19 protein-coding genes and 1 pseudogene are annotated in these 19629 nt (G+C 65.5%); 11 read left to right on the plus strand and 9 right to left on the minus strand.

Going from position 1 to position 19629, the window contains the following annotated elements; genetic code table 11:
• Positions 1–20: 20 nt before the first annotated feature.
• Genes QMG83_RS04280 through xseA form a run of 5 tightly spaced genes read right to left on the minus strand, consistent with a single transcriptional unit; the run spans position 21 to position 4282 of the window.
• Positions 21–1430, minus strand: a complete 1410-nt coding sequence (locus tag QMG83_RS04280; protein WP_502948993.1) for a class II fumarate hydratase — start codon at positions 1428–1430, stop codon at positions 21–23.
• Between the two features lie 46 nt (positions 1431–1476).
• Positions 1477–2139, minus strand: a complete 663-nt coding sequence (locus tag QMG83_RS04285) for a carbonic anhydrase (RefSeq protein WP_283504100.1) — start codon at positions 2137–2139, stop codon at positions 1477–1479.
• A complete protein-coding gene (locus QMG83_RS04290) occupies positions 2136–2765 on the minus strand; it encodes a DUF4245 domain-containing protein (protein WP_283504101.1) in 630 nt (209 codons plus the stop codon). Before QMG83_RS04290 ends, QMG83_RS04285 begins: the two co-directional genes overlap by 4 nt.
• Before the next feature lie 8 nt (positions 2766–2773).
• Positions 2774–3004, minus strand: coding sequence for an exodeoxyribonuclease VII small subunit (locus tag QMG83_RS04295; protein ID WP_283504102.1), 231 nt, complete (start codon positions 3002–3004; stop codon positions 2774–2776).
• A gap of 9 nt (positions 3005–3013) precedes the next feature.
• Entirely contained in the window at positions 3014–4282 is a 1269-nt protein-coding gene (xseA, locus tag QMG83_RS04300) for an exodeoxyribonuclease VII large subunit (protein ID WP_283504103.1), read from the minus strand.
• Positions 4283–4389: 107 nt separating this feature from the next.
• Between xseA and QMG83_RS04305 the strand changes: the two genes are divergently transcribed.
• Positions 4390–5475: a 4-hydroxy-3-methylbut-2-enyl diphosphate reductase gene (locus tag QMG83_RS04305; protein WP_283504527.1), complete on the plus strand. Its 1086-nt coding sequence runs from the start codon at positions 4390–4392 to the stop codon at positions 5473–5475.
• Positions 5468–5980: a DUF6264 family protein gene (locus QMG83_RS04310; protein WP_283504104.1), complete on the plus strand. Its 513-nt coding sequence runs from the start codon at positions 5468–5470 to the stop codon at positions 5978–5980. Before QMG83_RS04305 ends, QMG83_RS04310 begins: the two co-directional genes overlap by 8 nt.
• Before the next feature lie 55 nt (positions 5981–6035).
• Here QMG83_RS04310 and fbaA read toward each other — a convergent pair whose 3' ends face one another.
• Positions 6036–7061 carry a class II fructose-bisphosphate aldolase gene (gene fbaA / locus QMG83_RS04315; protein ID WP_283504105.1) on the minus strand — a complete coding sequence of 342 codons (1026 nt, stop codon included), beginning with the start codon at positions 7059–7061 and terminating at the stop codon, positions 6036–6038.
• Positions 7062–7218: 157 nt separating this feature from the next.
• On the opposite strand from fbaA, the gene QMG83_RS04320 reads away from it, so the two are divergent.
• The 5 genes from QMG83_RS04320 (at position 7219) to glpX (ending at position 12920) form a co-directional block, all read left to right on the plus strand.
• Positions 7219–7923, plus strand: coding sequence for a FadR/GntR family transcriptional regulator (locus QMG83_RS04320; protein ID WP_283504106.1), 705 nt, complete (start codon positions 7219–7221; stop codon positions 7921–7923).
• An 88-nt stretch (positions 7924–8011) separates the two neighbouring features.
• Complete coding sequence (locus tag QMG83_RS04325; RefSeq protein WP_502948994.1) at positions 8012–9445, plus strand: four-carbon acid sugar kinase family protein; 1434 nt, start codon at positions 8012–8014, stop codon at positions 9443–9445.
• Between the two features lie 13 nt (positions 9446–9458).
• Entirely contained in the window at positions 9459–10358 is a 900-nt protein-coding gene (locus tag QMG83_RS04330; RefSeq protein ID WP_283504107.1) for an NAD(P)-dependent oxidoreductase, read from the plus strand.
• Between the two features lie 42 nt (positions 10359–10400).
• Positions 10401–11849 (plus strand): GntP family transporter, encoded by a 1449-nt coding sequence (locus QMG83_RS04335; protein ID WP_283504108.1) that lies wholly within the window; start codon positions 10401–10403, stop codon positions 11847–11849.
• Positions 11850–11930: 81 nt separating this feature from the next.
• Positions 11931–12920, plus strand: a complete 990-nt coding sequence (gene glpX / locus QMG83_RS04340; protein WP_283504109.1) for a class II fructose-bisphosphatase — start codon at positions 11931–11933, stop codon at positions 12918–12920.
• A 51-nt stretch (positions 12921–12971) separates the two neighbouring features.
• Here the strand turns inward: glpX and QMG83_RS04345 are convergent, their stop codons facing one another.
• Positions 12972–14258 (minus strand): DNA recombination protein RmuC, encoded by a 1287-nt coding sequence (locus tag QMG83_RS04345; RefSeq protein ID WP_283504110.1) that lies wholly within the window; start codon positions 14256–14258, stop codon positions 12972–12974.
• 74 nt (positions 14259–14332) lie between these two features.
• Here QMG83_RS04345 and QMG83_RS04350 point away from each other — a divergent pair, with 74 nt between their 5' ends.
• Entirely contained in the window at positions 14333–15256 is a 924-nt protein-coding gene (locus QMG83_RS04350; RefSeq protein WP_283504111.1) for a LysR family transcriptional regulator, read from the plus strand.
• A gap of 62 nt (positions 15257–15318) precedes the next feature.
• Complete coding sequence (locus tag QMG83_RS04355; protein ID WP_283504112.1) at positions 15319–16806, plus strand: CoA-acylating methylmalonate-semialdehyde dehydrogenase; 1488 nt, start codon at positions 15319–15321, stop codon at positions 16804–16806.
• On the opposite strand, the gene QMG83_RS04360 is transcribed toward QMG83_RS04355, so the two are convergent.
• Complete coding sequence (locus QMG83_RS04360) at positions 16781–17377, minus strand: exonuclease domain-containing protein (RefSeq protein ID WP_283504529.1); 597 nt, start codon at positions 17375–17377, stop codon at positions 16781–16783. The two genes, QMG83_RS04355 and QMG83_RS04360, sit on opposite strands and share 26 nt — an antisense overlap.
• Before the next feature lie 525 nt (positions 17378–17902).
• Between QMG83_RS04360 and QMG83_RS15445 the strand changes: the two are divergent.
• Positions 17903–18127 (plus strand): annotated as a pseudogene (locus QMG83_RS15445) (CPBP family intramembrane glutamic endopeptidase); the annotation flags it as partial.
• On the opposite strand, the gene QMG83_RS04370 reads toward QMG83_RS15445, so the two are convergent.
• Positions 18041–18385, minus strand: coding sequence for a hypothetical protein (locus QMG83_RS04370; protein ID WP_283504114.1), 345 nt, complete (start codon positions 18383–18385; stop codon positions 18041–18043). The pseudogene QMG83_RS15445 and the gene QMG83_RS04370 overlap by 87 nt on opposite strands.
• 157 nt (positions 18386–18542) lie before the next feature.
• Between QMG83_RS04370 and ychF the strand changes: the two genes are divergently transcribed.
• Positions 18543–19616 (plus strand): redox-regulated ATPase YchF, encoded by a 1074-nt coding sequence (gene ychF, locus QMG83_RS04375; protein WP_283504115.1) that lies wholly within the window; start codon positions 18543–18545, stop codon positions 19614–19616.
• The last annotated feature ends 13 nt before the right edge of the window (positions 19617–19629 follow it).

A 19629-nucleotide genomic window follows, 5' to 3' on the forward strand; every position in this document is an offset into this window, starting at 1 on the left:
GCGCCGGTGCTGCGCGCGGTCTAGCCGGGGTGGGTCATCGACATGACGTCGAGGGCCACATCCAGCTGCTCCAAAGTGACCTCTCCGCGCTCGACGAAGCCGAGGTCGATGACGGCCTCGCGCACGGTGAGGCTCTTGGCGACGGAGTGCTTGGCGATCTTCGCCGCGGCCTCGTAGCCGATGATCTTGTTGAGCGGGGTCACGATCGATGGCGACGATTCGGCCAACGCCCGCGCGCGCTCCAGGTTCGCTTCGAGCCCGTCGATCGTCTTGTCGGCGAGGGCCACTGATGAGTTCGCCAGCAGGCGAATCGACTCGAGCAGCGCGGTTCCCATCACCGGGATGGCCACGTTCAGCTCGAAGGAACCGGATGCGCCGCCCCAGGCGATCGTCGCGTCGTTGCCGATCACGCGCGCGCAGACCATCAACACGGCCTCAGGGATCACCGGATTGACCTTGCCGGGCATGATGGATGAGCCGGGCTGCAGGTCGGGGATGTTGAGCTCACCGAGACCGGTGTTTGGCCCTGATCCCATCCAGCGCAGGTCGTTGCAGATCTTGGTGAGCGAGACCGCAAGCACCCGGAGAGCTCCCGATGCCTCGACGAGGCCGTCACGAGCACCCTGAGCCTCGAAGTGGTCCAGTGCTTCGGTGACGGGCAGGCCCGAGTCTTCGGCGAGCACAGCGATGACGCGCTGCGGGAATCCGGCGGGAGTGTTGATGCCGGTACCCGTGGCCGTGCCGCCGAGGGGAACCTCGGCGACGCGCACGATCGTCGAGTTGACGCGCTCAATGCCGAGACGTATCTGGCGGGCGTATCCTGCGAACTCCTGGCCGAGGGTGACCGGGGTGGCATCCATCAGGTGGGTCCGCCCGGCCTTGACGGCGTCTTTCCAGAGCACCGCCTTGACCTCGAGGGACGCGGCGAGGTGCTCAAGAGCGGGGATGAGGTCGTGCAGCAGGGCTCCGGTCACCGCGAGGTGCACCGAGGTGGGGAACACGTCGTTTGACGACTGGGACATGTTGACGTGGTCGTTGGGGTGCACGGCAGACCCGAGAGACTCGGTCGCGAGGTTTGCGAGCACCTCGTTCATGTTCATGTTCGACGATGTGCCACTGCCGGTCTGGTAGATGTCTACGGGGAACTGGTCGTGGTGCGATCCGGCGATGAGGGTGTCTGCGGCCGAGACGATCGCGGCCGAAACGCCGGAGTCGAGGATGCCCAGCTCGCCGTTGACGATCGCGGCAGCCCGCTTGATCCTGGCGAGAGCGACAATGTGAGCTGGCTCAAGTCCTGCTCCCGAGATGGGGAAGTTCTCGACAGCCCGCTGGGTCTGGGGGCCGTAGATCGCTGCGACGGGCACCAGCACCTCGCCCATGGTGTCGTGTTCGATCCTGAACTGTCCGTCTGGGGTTATGGAGCTGTTCACGGCGCTGTGTCGTCCTTCTCTGGGGCGTTGGGGATGTTGTTGCTGGTCAGACCGTGCCGACGATGACATCGGGAACGGCCTGGCCTTCGAGCAGGCGATAGTTCGCGCCCACCACAGCCAGCGTACCGGCGGCAACAGCGTCGCTGATGAGTTCTGAGCTCTCGAGCAGTTCGGCGATGGTATCTCGAAGGTGCTCGCGACCGACATCCTGTGCATCTATATTGCTGACGTCGAGTGGGTCTGCGCTGCCGCCCACCCGTCGCACCGCGGGAATGATCTTCGAGATCAGGTTCGTGATGTGCGGCGGGAGCACCGGTGCGTCGGCTCCCTGCGAGTCGATGGCGGCGCGCACAGCGCCACAGCTGTCGTGGCCGAGCACGAGGATCAGTGGCACGTCCAGGACGCTCACCGCGTATTCCAGAGATCCAATTACGGAGCTGGAGATGACCTGGCCCGCGTTTCGCACGACGAAAAGATCGCCGATGCCTTTGTCGAAGATGATCTCGGCGGCCAGTCGCGAGTCGCTGCATCCGAAGAGCGCCGCGTGCGGAGTCTGCTGCTCGACGAGGGCTTCGCGTCGCTCGACGTCCTGGCGTGGATGCCGCGGCTCACCTCGCACGAATCGCTCGTTTCCGCGCAGCATCTCTGCCCAGACCTTGGCCGGGCTACGCCTTGGTGCGGTTGCGGTTGCTGATGCGTTGTCGGTCATTGTGCATTCACCTCAGCAGCGATCGTAGTGGCGAGAGCTACGAATTCCGCGTCATCGGCGGTGCCGTGCAGCACGATCGTGCTGCCTCCCGTGATGGTGACGAGCGAGTACGCGAAGTTGCCGGGCGAGCGGGAATCCCGCTGGTCGAATTCCGACCACGTAACGCCGTCTATCGTGACGGATCCGGTCTCCCTGGCGTTGTTGAGAATTGCCGCCTGCCAGGTCGGGTTGGCGTCGATTCCCTGGTTCAGCGCAATGAATTGCGTGTCGGGGGTGATGAACCCGATGTACCAGGTGGGAACCTGCTCCGTCGTTTCGAAGCGGGCATCGTTGGCCGTCCACGTGTCGGGCAGAGCTGGCGCGAGCAGCGGCTCCGGCGAGTTGACCTGGGCCTGGCTGGCGATCGTCTCGTAGTCGATGGATTCCGCGGGCGCGGGAGTGGGGCGCACGACCACGATGATGAGAAAAGCAACGATGGCGAGCGACGCGACTGTGGCGCCGATCAGATTCAACGCCGTCTGGTTCGCGCGATGCTTGCGGGAGTTCTCGGCCTTGCGTTGTGCCGTTTCTTCGGCTGTCTCTGGCCGGCCGAGCTCAGCGACGATTGCGGGTTTCTTGGAAGCCACGGTGATCGTCAGGCCTGGTCGGTGGTGGCGCTTGAGCCGCGGGCGGCATCCAGCCGGGCTCGCGCACCGATAAGCCATTCCTCGCAGCGGGTGGCAAGAGCCTCGCCGCGCTCCCAGAGTGCCAGCGACTGTTCGAGGCTGGATGATCCCTGCTCGAGTTCGCCGACTACGCGGATCAGCTCATCGCGAGCCTGTTCATAGCTGAACTCGCTTATGTCGTTTTTCGGTTCGGCAGCCACAATTTCAGTCTATCCGCGACCGGAGTCACCGGCTGCGTCGACCGGTTTCTGTGCAGAGGGCTGGCCGCCGCCCGAATCGATGACCGTCGCGGCCAGCTTGCCGACCGCCACAGTCAGCACCAGCTGCGTGCCGACCGGCGCGTCTGCAGCGTCGCGAACCGCCGTGCCATCGGGGCGCTGAGCGATTGCGTAGCCGCGTTCGAGGGTGCGCTGCGGAGACAGTGCACGCAGCTGGCCCGTCAGCTCGGCGACGCCGGTATGCGCACGTTCGAGTCGACGCTCGATGAGCTCGTGGCTGCGGGCGACATACCGGGTCAGTTCTTCAGAGCGTGAATCGATCATCGACGCGGGAGTGGCAAGAACAGGTCGTGACCGGAGCGTGCCCAGCCGGTCGACCTCGGTCGAGATGCGCTGCGTGATCCTGAGCCTCATCCCGCTTCTGGCCTGCTGAACTCTCGCAAGTTCGTCGCTGACGTCCGGTACAACTCGCTTTGCGGCGTCGGTGGGGGTGGATGCCCGCAGGTCGGCTACATCGTCGAGCATCGGTCGGTCTGCCTCATGCCCGATCGCGCTGACCAACGGAGTCGACAGCGATGCGGCTGCCCGCAGCAGTGTCTCGTCGCTGAAGACCAGCAGGTTCTGGAAGTCACCGCCGCCGCGCGCCACGATGATGACGTCGACGTCAGGGTCGGCGTCAAGCGTGCGCATGGCCGAGATGACCTCGCCCACGGCCCTGTCGCCCTGCACCGCCGCGTGCACAACCCTGAACCTCACGGCAGGCCAGCGCAGTTGCGCGTTGCGCAGCACATCCTTTTCGGCGTCGCTGTCTTTGCCGGTGACGAGCCCGATGCAGCCGGGGAGGAAGGGGAGTGGCCGACGACGGTTGAACAGACCCTCGGCGAGAAGCTTCTGGCGCAGTCGTTCGAGGCGCTCGAGCAGGTCGCCGAGACCCACATGCTTCATCTCGAAGACCTGCATCGAGAGGGTTCCGCCCTTAACCCAGTAGTTCGGTTTGACGAGGGCGACGACGCGATCGCCCTGCTTCAGGTCGGCGGGAAGTTTCGCCTTGACCGACGACCAGATGGTAAACGAGATTGTCGCGTCTTCGTCGACGTCCTTGAGTTTTCCGTACACGTTGCCGCCGGAGACACCCCACTGGGTGATTTCGCCCTCGACCCACGCGGTGCCGAGTCGTTCGATCCAGCCGCGGATCTTGCCAGCGAAGACGGCGACTCCCCATGGCGCATCGGCTGTGGGCGGGGGGAGCTCGATCGACATGCTGCCAAGGGTAGCCGGAGCCCCGGACGCCAGAACGCTCCCAGCCTGTCCCCGGTAGAATCGCCTGTGTGACCACCATCTCGAACGGCAATGTCTCGGATCTCGAGATGCCGCGTGTTCCCGCCCTGCGAAACCGTCTCAAGGACAGGCCCGTCGCGGGCGGCAAGAGGGTGTTGCTGGCCGCGCCGCGCGGTTACTGCGCAGGAGTCGACCGGGCCGTAGTCGCGGTCGAGAAGGCGCTCGAGAATTACGGCGCTCCCGTGTACGTGCGCAAACAGATCGTCCACAACATCCACGTCGTGTCGACGCTGGAGCAAAAGGGTGCCATTTTCGTCGACGAGGTGGCCGAGGTGCCAATCGGTGCCCACGTCGTGTTCAGCGCCCACGGAGTCTCGCCCGCCGTCGTCCAGGGTGCAGCAGACCGTGAGCTGAACGCCATCGATGCAACCTGCCCCCTCGTCACCAAGGTGCACCGGGAAGCCGCACGGTTCGCCAGGGATGACTACGAGATCCTCCTGATCGGCCACACCGGGCACGAGGAAGTCGAAGGCACCATGGGCCACGCGCCCGAGCGCACCACCCTGGTCAACAGCCCGGCCGACGTTCCCAACATCGTGGTGAAAAACCCCGATCACCTCGTCTGGCTGTCGCAGACCACCCTCAGCGTCGACGAGACCATGGAGACTGTGCGCCTGCTGCGCGAGCGCTTCCCCAATCTGCAGGATCCGCCGAGCGACGACATCTGTTACGCCACCCAAAACCGCCAGGTTGCGATCAAGAAGGTCGCACAGGATGCCGACCTCGTGATCGTGGTGGGGAGCGCGAACAGCTCCAACACCGTCCGGCTCGTGGATGTGGCGCTCGAGTATGGCGCCGCGGCGGCGTATCGCGTCGACTACGCCAGCGAGATCAAGCAGGAGTGGCTCGACGGCGTGTCAACGGTGGGAGTGACGAGCGGGGCATCCGTGCCGGAGGTGCTCGTCCAGGAGGTTCTCGCCGATCTGGCAGACGCTGGCTATGCGGATGTGAGCCAGGTCGTCACGGCCGAAGAAGACCTGATGTTCTCGCTGCCGAAAGAGCTTCGCAAGGATGCCGCAGGAAACCCGGATGAGCGCGCCCTGGGTGGTCGCATCCGTCAGCTCGACTGGCAGAAAGGCTCGGCCGGGCTGAGCAGCGGAGCTTCTGATGACTGATGATCGACCGAGGCCGAAATACGGCGAGTATGCGCCGATCGGCAGTGTGCCGCCTGCCGCAGCACCCGATCCGATCGTGGCTCAGACGAGCGCAAAGGCTGCCCCGAGCACGTCGGACTCGCTGCCCAAACGTCGAACCTGGGATGTTGCGCTCACCACGGCGCTGATGATCGCCGGCGTCCTTGATGTTGTTGGCTCGTTCTCGAGGTTCGGCAATCTTGCCGCGACCCTGCGTGAGGTGTATGCGCAGCAGGGCCTGGGAACATTCACAAACGATGCGCTCGCCAACGACATGGGCGTTGCCATCAATGTGGTCAGGGTTGTGTTGCTGGTCGCTGCCATCGGTTTGGGGCTGTGGCGTCTCGGTCAGAACAAGATCGCGTTCTGGATTCCGCTCGCGGCTGGCGTGCTGGCCATCATCGTGGTAACCGTGTGTTTGCTCGTGGTTGTCGTGTCAGATCCGGCTCTCGCCGAATACGTGGCGCAGCAGTCGACGGCTCCCTAGCTTTATCGGCAGGATGACGCGATCGCCCCGGCAGGCCGGGACGATCGCGCAACCGCTAGTTGCCTGAGTGGCCGGCCGAGCCGAGCTGCTTGGTCGCCTCGATGACGCGCAACGCCATCGCCGATTCTGCGGTCTTGCCCCAGGCGCGGGGGTCGTAAACCTTCTTGTTGCCGACCTCGCCATCGATCTTGAAGAATCCGTCGTAGTTCTTCATGACGGTGTCGGCGATCGAGCGGCTGAACGCGTACTGGGTGTCGGTGTCGATGTTCATCTTGATGACGCCGTTGGCCACAGCCGTGGCGATTTCCTCATCGGTCGAACCCGAGCCGCCGTGGAACACGAGGTCGAGCGGGTTGGAGCCGGTGCCGTACTTGGCGGCGATGCCGGCCTGGATTTCGCCGAGCAGTTCGGGGCGCAGTTTCACGTTTCCGGGCTTGTAGACACCGTGGACGTTTCCGAAGGTGAGGGCGGCGATGTAGCGGCCCTGCTCGCCGAGGCCGAGAGCGTCGACCGTGGCGATGACGTCATCCAGCGTCGTGTACAGGCTGTCGTTGATGTCGTGGCTGACGCCGTCTTCCTCGCCGCCGACCACGCCGATCTCGACCTCGAGGATGGCGTTGATTGCCTTCATGCGGGGGAGGAGGGTCTTGGCGATCTCCAGGTTCTCGGCGAGAGGAACAGCCGAGCCGTCCCACATGTGGGACTGGAAGATCGGGTTGCGGCCGGCCTTGACCTCAGCCTCGGATGCCGCGATCAGCGGCATGACGAAACCATCGAGGGCGTCTTTCGGGCAGTGGTCGGTGTGCAGTGCCACGGTAACCGGGTAGTTCTTGGCGACCTCGGTGACGAAGGCGGCGAAGGCGAGGGCTCCCGACGCGCGTGCCTTGACCGTCTGGCCGGCGAAGTAGTCTGCGCCACCCGTGGTGACCTGGATGATTCCGTCGGAGCCGGCCTCGCTGAGGCCCTGCAGCACGGAGTTGATGGTGGATGACGACGAGACGTTGATCGCTGGGTACGCAAACCCGCGAGTCTTCGCCTTGTCGAGCATTTCGGCGTACTGGTCTGGGGTTGCGACTGGCATTGTTGTCTCCTCGTACGGTACCGATTACCGCTCTGGTCCGGCTCGCGTCGATTCTATCCACCCCCTCGAAGAGGCGCGACCTGCTCACCGTCGCGGGACGATTCGGTGGGCACCGATACACTTACGACGATCATTTCGTGACGAAAGGGCACAGCCGATGGCGCGCAAGTCACTTGTGAGTGTTGTTTCGGATGCCGTACTCGACCAGATCGTCAGCGGAGAGATCGCGGTCGACGCCGCATTGCCGACGGAGGCCGAACTCGGCCAGACGTACGACGTGAGCCGCATGACGGTGCGTGAGGCGCTCAAGACTCTGCAGGCGCAGAACGTAGTGCGGGTAGTTCCCGGCCGCGGCACCTATGTCACCCCGATCTCTCAGTGGACGGATCTCGCTCCCGTGCTGCGGATGGCTTCCCATGGCGCGTCACAGGGAGAAGCGTCACTGCAGCTGGTCGAGGTTCGGCGCATGATCGAGACCGGCGCGGCCGCCCTGGCGGCCACCCGGCGCACCGACGCGGATCTCGCGCTGCTCGATGTGCATTTGGACGACATGCGGCGGGGGAACGCGTCAAACGATCTCGAGCTTTTCGTGGCCGGCGACATCGCGTTCCACGACGTGATCCTGCGCGCAACCGGGAATGTTTTCGTGGGGGTGCTCTTCGACCCGCTGGCCCGAGTGATGCGGGAAAAGCGCCAGCAGACCTCGGCGGTTCCTGAAATCCAACAGCACGCGATCGCAGAGCACGAGTCTGTGCTGCTGGCGATTCGCAGCGGTGATCCCGAGAGGGCGCGGTTGGCGATGGATTCCCACATGACACAGACCTCGAACGACCTTCGGCGCTACGTCCTTCAGGCCCCATAGCGACCCTCGCGAGGGCGTCGACCGAGGGGTCTTTCTTTTTTGCCTTCGCCGACTGTAAGATGTCAGACATCAGTCTACGAAGGAGTAAATGGTGATTGAGGAAAGCGCCCTGTTGGCACGGTTCCCCGCAGAGGTTTTTGTCGATCCCCAGCGCGTCGCTCGTGAGGCAGTCCGAGCGGCAACAGTTTTGGTCGTCCTCGATGACGACCCCACCGGAACCCAGTCCGTGTCAGACCTTCCGGTACTCACATCGTGGGAAGCCTCAGACTTCGCATGGGCTTTCGCGCAGAAAGCGCCAGCGGTATACGTACTCACCAACACACGCAGCCTGGATCCGGCGGCTGCCGCTCAGCGCAACCGCGACATCGTCGTAGGCGCGCTTGCGGCATCCATCACGAGCGGAGTGACCGTCTCATTCGCGAGCCGAGGCGACTCCACGCTGCGAGGCCACTTCCCACTCGAGACCGACGTCATCGCCGAGACGGTCAGCCGTGCGGGCGGCGGGGATGTGGATGCCGTCATTCTCGTTCCCGCTTTTCCCGATGCCGGACGCATCACGATCGATTCCGTGCACTACATGCGCACTCCCGACGGCCTCACGCCGGTGGCAGAGACCGAGTTTGCTCGCGATGCGACCTTCGGATACCGCAGCTCCAACCTGCGAGACTACGTGGCAGAGAAATCGGGCGGCCGCTGGGCAGCCGAGGGCGTCGTCGCTCTGACACTCGACATCGTCCGGGGTGGAACCGACGGCATTGTCGCGGCGCTCGCCCACCTCAGCGAATCGACTCCTGTGGTCGTCGACATTGTGACCGAGAACGATCTCCGCGCCCTGGCGCTTGGCCTCGCTGCCGCAGAAGAGTCAGGCAAGAGCCTGCTCTACCGAGTAGGCCCCCCGTTCGTGCGTGCACGCATCGGCCAGGCGCAGCGATCTCCCCTCGACGCCGCCGACGTGTTCGGACCCGAGGGCTCACCCGCTATCGGCGGGCTCATTGTCGTCGGTTCCCACGTCGGTCTCACCACGCGCCAACTAACTTCCCTTACGGCCGCTCGCCCTCTGGCGGGCGTGCTCGAGATTGACATCGAGCAGGTGCTGGATGCGGCCACGGCCGAGTCACACCTGGCTGCGCTCGTCGAAACCGCAGTTGCGGCCCTGGCTGTGGGCGACGTGGTCGTTCACACCAGCAGGATGCTGCGACGCACGGACGACGCGGAGGAAAGCCTCGACATCTCTCGCCGGGTGTCTGCTGCCGTCGTCGAACTGGTGCAGCGGGTGCTCGCCGCTCGTCCGCCACGCTTCGTCATCGCCAAGGGCGGAATCACCTCGAGCGATGTCGCTTCACATGGGCTCGGCATCCGTCACGCCATAGTCCGTGGCCCGATGCTGCCCGGCCTTGTTTCCCTGTGGGAGCCAGTAGACGGCCCGGCAACGGGCATCCCGTACATCGTTTTTGCCGGCAACGTCGGCGACGACGACTCGCTCACGCAGGTCGTCGGCACACTTTCCAGCATCGCCGCATAGAGATAGGAACCCCATGTCAACGAAGACCAACTACATCGTCGCTGTTCTCGGACTCGGAGCAATGGGCCTGCCCATGGCCACACGACTCGCAACCGAATTGACGGTCCACGGATTCGATATCGCGGATGCCAGGCTCGCGCTGGCCGAAGACGCCGGCATCGCCCCCTTCGACTCCGCAGCAGCAGCAGTGTCGGGCGTCGACGCGGTGCTGCTGGCCGTGCGCAACGGCGAGCAGCTGCGTGACGTGCTGTTCGGCGACGCCGGAATTGCCGGTGCGCTCACACCTGGCTCTGTCGTGATCATGACGAGCACCGTCGGCATCAACGACGTGAAGGCGGTGGCCGCTCAGCTTGAGCCGTTCGGCATCGAACTCGTCGACGCACCACTCAGCGGCGGACCAGTTCGCGCGGGGGAGGGCGACCTGCTCATCGTGGTGGGGGCCAGCCCTGCCGCGCGCGAGAAGGCGCAGCCCGTACTTCAGCTGCTCGCGTCGACCCTCACAATCATCGGTGACGTTGCCGGCGACGGACAGGCCTTCAAGACCGTCAACCAACTGCTGTGTGGCATCCACATTGCAGCAGCAGCCGAAGCTCTCGCTTTGGCTGACTCTCTGGGACTGAACGTCGAAACTACCCTCGCCACCCTGTCGGCGGGCGCAGCAGGGTCCTTCATGCTCGCCAACCGTGGGCCGCGCATGCTTGAGGCCTACACCGAGAGCGGTGCCGAGGTGCTCAGCCGCCTCGACATCTTCGTGAAGGACATGGGCATCGTCACCTCCGCCGCGCGCAACTCCGGTCTTCCCACACCGCTGGCCTCGGCCGCCGAACAGCTCTATCTGCTCGGCGCGGCGCAGGGCAAAGCCGCCGCCGACGATTCGGCGATCATCACCGTGCTCGCACCCCACCAGTCGTAAATCCCGTTCCTACAATCACTCAGCGTCAAAGGAGACAACACAATGGAAACCCCGGTACTACTCGCGATCGCGGCGGCGGGTATAGCCCTGCTGCTGGTGCTTATTATTCGATTCAAGGTGCAGGCCTTCGTGGCACTGCTGTTGGTGAGCATCCTGGTCGGCCTCGCCGCAGGTATCCCGCTGACGACGATCGCCGCGACGGATGACACCCCGGAACGACTTGGCGTCATCCAGGCCATCACGACCGGCCTTGGCGGCACGCTCGGCTCCGTCGCAGTGCTGGTCGCCCTGGGGGCCATGCTGGGTCGACTCATCGAGGTCTCGGGTGGAGCATCCAGCCTCGCCGGTCGCTTCACGAGCCTTCTCGGCCCGAAGCGGGTATCTGCGGCACTGACGGCTGCTGCGCTCGTCCTTGCTATTCCGGTCTTCTTCGATGTCGGATTCATCATCCTCGTCCCGATCATCTACGGCTTCTGCAAGGCCGCCGGAGTGAACCCCGTCAAGTTCGGCCTGCCCGTCGCCGGAATCATGCTCGCAGTGCACGTTGCTGTTCCCCCGCACCCGGGAATCGTCGGCGGCGCAGCGCTCCTCGGAGCCGATCTCGGATGGGTGACCATCCTGGGGCTCGCCGTGGCGATTCCCCTTGGCGTACTCGCGCACTTCGTTGCGAAGATCATCAACCGCCGAGAGTTCACGATGCTGCCGGCGACGGCTCGTCAGTTCGCTGAATTTGGTTCGAACGACACCGACGGATTCGGTGGCGGCCGCGGAGGCGGCACCGGAACGCTGACCAAGACCGAAGCGCCGCCGACTGCTGGCACGATCATGACCCTCATCATCGTCCCGCTCGCGCTGATCATGACGGGCACCGTGGCAGCCACAGTGCTTCCCGCCGGAGATGCACTGCGTCCGTTCTTTGCCTTCATCGGTGCGCCAGTGTTCGCCTTGCTGGTCGCGCTCACCCTCGCGTTCTTCCTGTTGACGGTTCGCCGTGGATGGTCGCTTGCCCACACCGGCGAAGTGATGGAAGCGGCTCTCCCGCCGGCCGCAATCGTGATCCTGGTAACGGGCGCCGGTGGAGCCTTCGCGCGCGTGCTCACCGAGAGCGGCGTCGGCAAGGCACTGGCCGAGACGATGACCGCGACCGGCCTGCCGATCCTGCTGCTTGGATTCCTCATCTCCTTGACTCTGCGCGCGTCGCAGGGTTCGGCAACGGTGGCCATTCTCACGACCGGTGGATTGCTGGCGGCAACTGTCGCGGGCACCGACTACTCGACGGTGCAGATCGCTCTCATCACTCTCGCGATCGCGTTCGGTGCCCTGGGGCTCTCGCACGTGAACGACTCTGGTTTCTGGGTCGTCACCCGCTACCTCGGGCTGAGCGTTGCAGACGGACTGCGCAGCTGGACGGTGCTGACCACCGTGCTCGGCGTCGCAGGATTCCTGCTGGTGAGCGTGCTGTGGTTCATTGTGAGCGCGGTCGGAATCTAGCGGTTCCGGGCCAGCTAGGCTGGGGGCGTGCCGACCACCACCGGCGCGTCCCCAGTCGACTATTTACGAAGGATGCCTTAGGTGAGTACAGAAACCGGCACGCTGTTCGAGAACCCAGACCGTAACCTCGCTCTCGAGCTGGTGCGCGCAACCGAAGCTGCGGCCATCCGCGCTGTGCCCTTCATCGGCAAGGGCGACAAGCTCGGCGCAGACGGCGCCGCCGTTGACGCGATGCGCAAATTTCTCGGTACGGTCAACTTCGACGGGCTGGTCGTCATCGGTGAGGGCGAGAAAGACAACGCCCCGATGCTGTTCAACGGCGAGCATGTCGGCACCGGGCGCGGCCCGGCGTGTGACATTGCGGTCGACCCGATCGACGGCACCTCGCTGACCGCCGCCGGGCGACGGAACGCAATCTCCATGATTGCGGTGTCCGACCGCGGCAGCATGCTCGATGCATCCACCGTCTTCTATATGGACAAGATCGTCACCGGTGGTGAGGGCCGCGGGGTGATCGACATTCGTCGGCCGATCGGTGAGAACATCCGCGCTTTCGCCGAGGCGAAAGGCAAGCCGGTCGACGAAATCGTCGTCGCGGTGCTCGACCGACCACGCCACGAGCAGCTGATCCAGGACATTCGCGCTACCGGCGCCGGCACGCGACTGATGCTGGACGGCGATGTCGCCGGCGGCATCAACGCCTGCCTGTACGGCACGCGCATCGACATGTGCGTCGGGATCGGGGGCAGCCCGGAGGGTGTCGCGACGGCCTGTGCCGTGAAAGCAGTCGACGGTTACATGCAGACGATGCTCTACCCCCAGACCGACGACGAGCGTCAGCGCGGAATGGATGCGGGACTCCTCTTCGACCACGTCTACGACGCCGACGGACTGGTCACCAGTGACAACACTTTCTTCGTGGCCACCGGCGTGACGGACGGCAACCTGGTCGGCGGCGTGAAGCGCCTCGGTCCGATCATCCGCACCGAAAGCATCGTGCTGCGATCGCATTCGGGGACGATCCGCCGGGTGCACGCCGACCACCTCGCCGAGAAGTGGCTCGACCACTAGGTCGCGGAGTCGCGTCAGCGCCGGGCGGCCCGCACCGCGGAGCCCGTCGGGTCAGCTGACGCCGGCGTGCTCGAACTCGACCGCGGTCAGCTGCCTCGCTGACTGCTCGAGGGTCGCGGCTGGGCCGATCACCTTGGATTCGTCGAGCGCGTTGAGCTTTCGCGCGGTGACGAGCACGCGCGACTCGAGCGAGTTCGCGAACTGGTTGTAGCTGTTGACCGTCGAGTCGATGGAGCGGCGCAGTTTGTCGGCGTGATCCGACAGCGTCGCCAGCCGCTGGTACAGCTCTTTGCTGAGGTCGAACAGGGTCTTAGCCTGGTCGGTGAGCACGTCCTGCTGCCAGGAGAAGGCGATGGTCTTCAGCACCGACCACAGGGTGACGGGGGAGGCGAGTGCCACGCGCTTGCCGAAGGCGTAGTCCATGATGCCGGGGTCGGCCTCGAGAGCGGACGACACGAGCGACTCGCTCGGGATGAACGCGATAACCAGCTCGGGAGACGCATCGAGCCCCGCCCAATAGGCCTTGCTGGCGAGGGCGTCGATGTGGCTGCGCAACGCCTTCACGTGCTGTTTGACGAGAGCGTCGCGCCGCGCACCCTCGTCGCCACTTGCCGTGACCGGAATCTGGCTCGCCTCGAGATAGGCGTTGAACGGCACCTTGGCATCGACGGCGATGTTTTTGCCGCCGGGAAGATGCACGACCATGTCGGGCCGACCAGCGCCCGAATCGCTCGAGATGCTGTGTTGCAAGTCGAAATCGACGCGCTCGATGAGGCCGGCGGCCTGAACCACGTTGCGCAACTGGGTCTCGCCCCACACGCCTCGGGTGGAGTTGCTGCGCAGCGCTGAGGCGAGCGACTCGGTCGTCACGCGAATCTGCTCACCGGCGACCTGCGTCTGCTTGAGCTGTTCCGCGAGCTCGCCGTACTGCTGGCTGCGCTGAGTCTCCAGCTCGCTGACCTTCAGTTGCATGGTGCGCAGGGTCTCCTGCACGGGGGTGAGCGCCTGCAGCACGCGCGACTCGCGCTGGTCGCGATCGACCTGAGCCTGGGCATCCACTCGCTGGCGCTCTATGACATCGCGATGCTGCACGCGCATGGCGTCTACCTGCTCGCCGAGGGCGTCTGCCCTGGCCTGCATGGCGGCGAAGTCGGCCATGAGGGAGGACTGCACTGCGCGCTCACTGGCCTGCAGCGCGCTCAGCGCTGCCGCGTGCCTGGCCTCAACGAGGGCCGGGTCGAGGGCCGTCGTTCGCCTGCGTGCGATCGTCACGCCGAGCGCGAGACCAATGGCGATGCCGATCGCGATGCCGAGGATGAGGGTCATGGTGGGTTCCATGCACGAAGTGTCGCACTGGCCGCAGACAATCGCTGGCTGCGAATCACCGGCGCAGCCGACACTATGGTGAGTTCATGAGCTCCCAGGCGCCCGACCCGCTGGATGTGAGCACCGACGACCTGCGCTACCTTCTCGCCGTGGCGCGCTCGGGCCGGCTGGTGTCGGCCGCCACCCTGCTCGGGGTCGACCACACCACGGTGCGCCGCAGGCTCGACAGGCTGGAGTCCGCGCTCGGCGTGCGTCTTCTTGACCGTGGGGCCGACGGCTGGGAACTGACGGCGATCGGGCGGGATGTCGCGGCCAGGGCCGCACCGCTCGAACACGTCGTCGAACAGGTGCTGGGCGCCGCCTCCGGCGGCAGCGACGGCGTGCGAGGCACGGTGCGGATCGTGGCTCCCGAGGGCTTTGCGACCACCTTCGTCACGCCATGCCTCGTGCGGGTGCAGGCACAGCACCCCGGAATCGCCATCGAGCTCGTCACATCCACCAGCCCGCTGAGCCTGCGCGGTTCCGGCTACGACATCGCCGTGACCATCGGGTCAGCGGCGAGCTCGAGGCTGACCGCCGAGCCTCTCGCGCCGTATGCGCTGCGGCTGTACGCGGCGCCGTCGTACCTGGCTGCGCACCCACCCATCGAGTCGCTGGCCGACTTGGAGCGGCATCCACTCATCTTCTATGTGGATGCCCTGCTCACCGTGCGCGACCTCGATCTGGCCCCAGTTCTCAGTGGCATGCGCGTTGGCTTCGGTTCCACGAACGTCTTCGCGCAGCTGGAGGCGACCCGGCAGGGCGCGGGCATCGGACTGCTGCACGCATTCATGGGCGAGCCGGATGACCGTCTGGTCGGCGTGCTGCCGAAGGAGGTCGATTTCCGGCTGCAGTTCTCGCTGTCGGTGCGCCGGGACAGCCTGTCGGTCGACGCGGTGCGGTTGGTGCGCGACGCCCTCAAGCAGGAGGTGCGTTCGCGCGCAAAGGAACTTCTGCCGCCTGTGCGATAACGCAGATCCAGTGTGCACTAATAGCCCTTGAATGCAGATGGCCGACAGTTCACACTGGGGGCATGGACATTCTTGATCACTGGGTGAGCGGCGCCTCCTTCGCAGGCACTTCGACCCGAACCTCGCCCGTGTACAACCCAGCAGAAGGCACAGTCTCGCGGGAGGTCAGACTCGCGACAGTTGCCGACGTCGACACCGCCGTGGCATCGGCCAAGGCGGCCTTCCCCGCCTGGGCAGAAACCTCGCTGGCCAAGCGCCAGTCGATCATGTTCAGCTTCCGCGAGCTGCTGAATGCGCGCAAGACGGAGCTGGCCGCGATCCTGACCAACGAGCACGGCAAGGTCACCTCCGACGCTCTCGGCGAGGTCGCGCGCGGAATGGAGGTCGTCGAGTGGGCGACATCCATCCCTCACCTGATGAAGGGCGAGCACAGCGAGAACGTCTCCACCGGCGTCGACGTGTACTCGGTCAAGCAGCCGCTCGGTGTCGTCGGCATCATCAGCCCATTCAACTTCCCGGCCATGGTGCCGCTGTGGTTCTTCCCCGTGGCGATCGCCGCCGGCAACACCGTCATCCTGAAGCCCTCGGAGAAAGACCCGTCCGCCGCGATCTGGATGGCCAAACTGCTGCAGGAGGCCGGCCTGCCAGACGGCGTGCTCAACGTCGTGCACGGCGACAAGGAATCAGTGGATGCCCTGCTCGAGCACAAAGACATCTCGGCTGTTTCGTTCGTCGGCTCGACCCCCATCGCCAAGTACATCTACGAGAACGCCGCGAAGAACGGCAAGCGCGTGCAGGCCCTCGGTGGAGCAAAGAACCACATGCTGGTGCTGCCGGATGCCGACCTCGACCTTGTCGCGGACTCGGCCGTCAACGCCGGATTCGGTTCGGCCGGCGAGCGCTGCATGGCGATCTCGGTCGTCGTGGCCGTTGAGCCCGTCGCCGATGAGCTCATCGAGAAGATCACCTCACGTCTCGCGGGCCTCACGGTCGGCGACGGCACCCGCGGCTGCGACATGGGGCCGCTCATCACCAAGGAGCACCGCGACAAGGTCGCCTCATACATCGACATCGCGACGGCTGACGGTGCAACCGTCGTCGTCGACGGTCGCGGTGTGAAGGCCGACGGCGGGACCGACGGGTTCTGGCTCGGACCGACCCTCATCGACGGCGTCTCGACCGACTCCGATGTCTACAAGCATGAGATCTTCGGACCGGTGCTGTCAGTCGTGCGCGTCGCCTCCTACGACGAGGGTGTGGCGATCATCAATGCGAGCCCGTACGGCAACGGCACGGCGATCTTCACCAACGACGGCGGAGCTGCCCGCCGGTTCCAGCGCGAGATCGAGGTCGGCATGGTCGGCATCAACGTGCCGATCCCCGTGCCGGTCGGCTACTACTCATTCGGCGGCTGGAAGGACTCGCTGTTCGGCGACACCAAAGCCTACGGAGCGCAGGCCGTGCAGTTCTACACGCGCGAAAAGGCGATCACCAGCCGGTGGCTCGACCCGTCGCACGGCGGCATCAACCTCGGGTTCCCGCAGAACTGAGCTTCGGGCTGAGCGTCTTGATCGTCGAGCCGCTCAGCTCGCTCAACTCGGCGATGGTGGATGCTCCGTGCCGCCCCGCGGCGTGCACGATGATCGCGGCGCAGGCCAGGGCATCCGCCAGCGCATTGTGATGCTCGAAATCTTCGAAGCCGGCTGCCATCGCCGCGACCGGCAGCCGGTACGAATCGAGGTGGTACGTCTTGCGCGCCACCTGAAGGCTGCAGAGGTAGTCGAAGGCGGGGACTGGCTGGAACGACGCGGCGCAGGCCGCCGCGATCACCCCGGTGTCGAATCCTGCGTTGTGCGCGACCAGGTGGTCGCCGGAGGTGAACTCGAGCAGGTCGGACAGTTGTTCGCTCCAGAGCGGGGCGTCAGCGACATCCACCGCCATGATGCCGTGGATGCGCACATTCCATTCGAGAAACTCGTCGTGCCCCAGCGGTGGCCGGATCAGCCAGTATGCGGTGTCGACCACGCGGCCGTCGCGCACCTTCGCCATGCCGACCGAGCAGGCGCTCGCCGCCGAACCGTTGGCAGTCTCGAAGTCGATCGCAGTGAAATCCAGGGGCACGAGACGATGGTCGCACGGGCCCCGGACACGGCGCCGATCCCACGCCGTGCTGCGCGGTAGCGTGAGGTGATGAGCGAACCACTGGATCCCGCCGCCGAACGCGTCACCTACGATCGCGCGCTCAGCCGGATCCGGGGAGCCTGGCGCGGCGTCGTCGCGATCGTGCTGCTGGTCATCGGATTCCTGCTGCTGCAGGTCGTCGTCGGCGGCCTCGGCATCGTGATCGAGGTCACGCGGGGCAACATCACCCTTGAACAGCTCGACGCCGGAACCGTGCCATTTACCCCGGTAATCCTGCTCACGACCAACATCTCGCTCGCACTGGTGATCCCGTTGGCGATGGGGCTGCATCGGTGGCTCTTTGGCGCACGCGTCGGCACGCTCGCCTCGGTCGCCGGCCGCTTCCGGTGGCGATGGATGGGCAGGCTCGCCCTCATCATCGTCCCCGTGTGGGTCGTCTACATCGGCGGCAGCTTCCTCATCGAACCTGTCGACGGGGTGCGAGTCGACGGCACCGTGCTGGCGATGCTCGCCATCGTGATCCTCACCACCCCGCTGCAGGCGGCCGGGGAGGAGTTCGGCGCGCGCGGTCTCGTGCAGCGGGCGGCAGGGTCGTGGTTCGAGAATCCGATCGCCGGCTTCGTGGTCTCGACCCTCATCGCGTCATCCCTCTTCGCGCTGGCCCACCTGGCGGGCGACCCGTGGCTCATCGCGTACTACTTCGTCTTCGGGGCATCCATGTCGCTGGCGGCGCGGGGCACCGGCGGGCTGGAGGCGCCCATCCTGATTCACGCGACCAACAACGTGCTCATCTTCCTGCCCGCGGTGCTGCTCGGCCAGCTCGACCAGGGCATCGACCGCAGCGCCGGTACCGGCGGCCCGTTCATGCTGATCCCGATGGCGCTGTGCCTGGCGGCGGCCGGCATCAGCACGCTGTGGGCCCGTCGCCGCGGCATCCAGGTCACTGCCCCCGCGCTGGAGCGCGTGCGACCACCGCCCACCGCCCACGCCACCCCACGCCGCCGCTCACGCCGCCGAGATTGCGCAGATTGCCGCTACCGGCGGCGCCATAACGACTGTTTGCGCAAGGTCGGCGAATGGATGGCGCGGCAGCAGGTCCCGCGACGGGAGCGGCCCCCGCCGCAGCCCGGTACGATTGACCCCCGTGGCTCTCACTATCGCAATCGTCGGTCTTCCGAACGTCGGCAAGTCGACGCTCTTCAACGCTCTCACCAAGAACCAGGTGCTGGCGGCGAACTACCCGTTCGCCACCATCGAGCCGAACGTCGGCGTGGTGAACCTGCCAGACAAGCGCCTGGACGTTCTGGCCGGCATCTTCTCCAGCGAGCGCATCCTGCCCGCCCCCGTCTCGTTCGTCGACATCGCCGGCATCGTCAAGGGTGCGTCGGAGGGGGAGGGGCTCGGGAACAAGTTCCTCGCCAACATCCGCGAGGCAGACGCGATCGCGCAGGTCATCCGCGGCTTCGCCGACCCCGACGTCATCCATGTCGATGGCAAGGTGGACGCCGCCTCCGACATGGAGACCATCAACACCGAGCTGATCCTCGCCGACCTGCAGACCCTCGAGAAGGCTGTCGCGCGGTACGAGAAAGAGGTCAAGACCAAGCGAGCCGAGCCGATCGTTCTCGAGACCGCGCTGGCCGCACAGAAGTTCCTGAACGAGGGCAACCCGCTGTCGTCATCCACCATCGACACCGAGCCGATCCGCGAGCTGGGCCTCCTGACCACGAAGCCGTTCATCTACGTCTTCAACGTCGACGAGGATGTGCTTCAGGATGCCGCGGCTCTCGCCACACTCGCGGCCCTCGTCGCTCCGGCCAAGGCCATCTTCCTCGATGCCAAGCTCGAGTCTGAGCTCATCGACCTCGACCCGGAGGACGCGGCGGAACTCCTGGCGAGCACCGGCCAGGAGGAGAGCGGGCTCGACCAGCTCGCCCGTATCGGCTTCGACACCCTCGGTCTGCAGACCTACCTCACGGCCGGCCCGAAAGAGTCGCGCGCCTGGACGATCGGCAAGGGCTGGAAGGCTCCGCAGGCCGCTGGCGTCATCCACACCGACTTCGAGAAGGGCTTCATCAAGGCTGAGGTGATCGGTTTCGCCGACCTCGTCGAGACCGGCTCCATCGCCGAGGCCCGCGCCAAGGGCAAGGCGCGCATCGAGGGCAAGGAATATGTCATGCAGGATGGTGACGTCGTCGAGTTCCGTTTCAATAACTAGCGTGCCACGAAGT

This window comes from Salinibacterium sp. G-O1 (assembly GCF_030063305.1).
Taxonomy (GTDB): domain Bacteria; phylum Actinomycetota; class Actinomycetes; order Actinomycetales; family Microbacteriaceae; genus Rhodoglobus.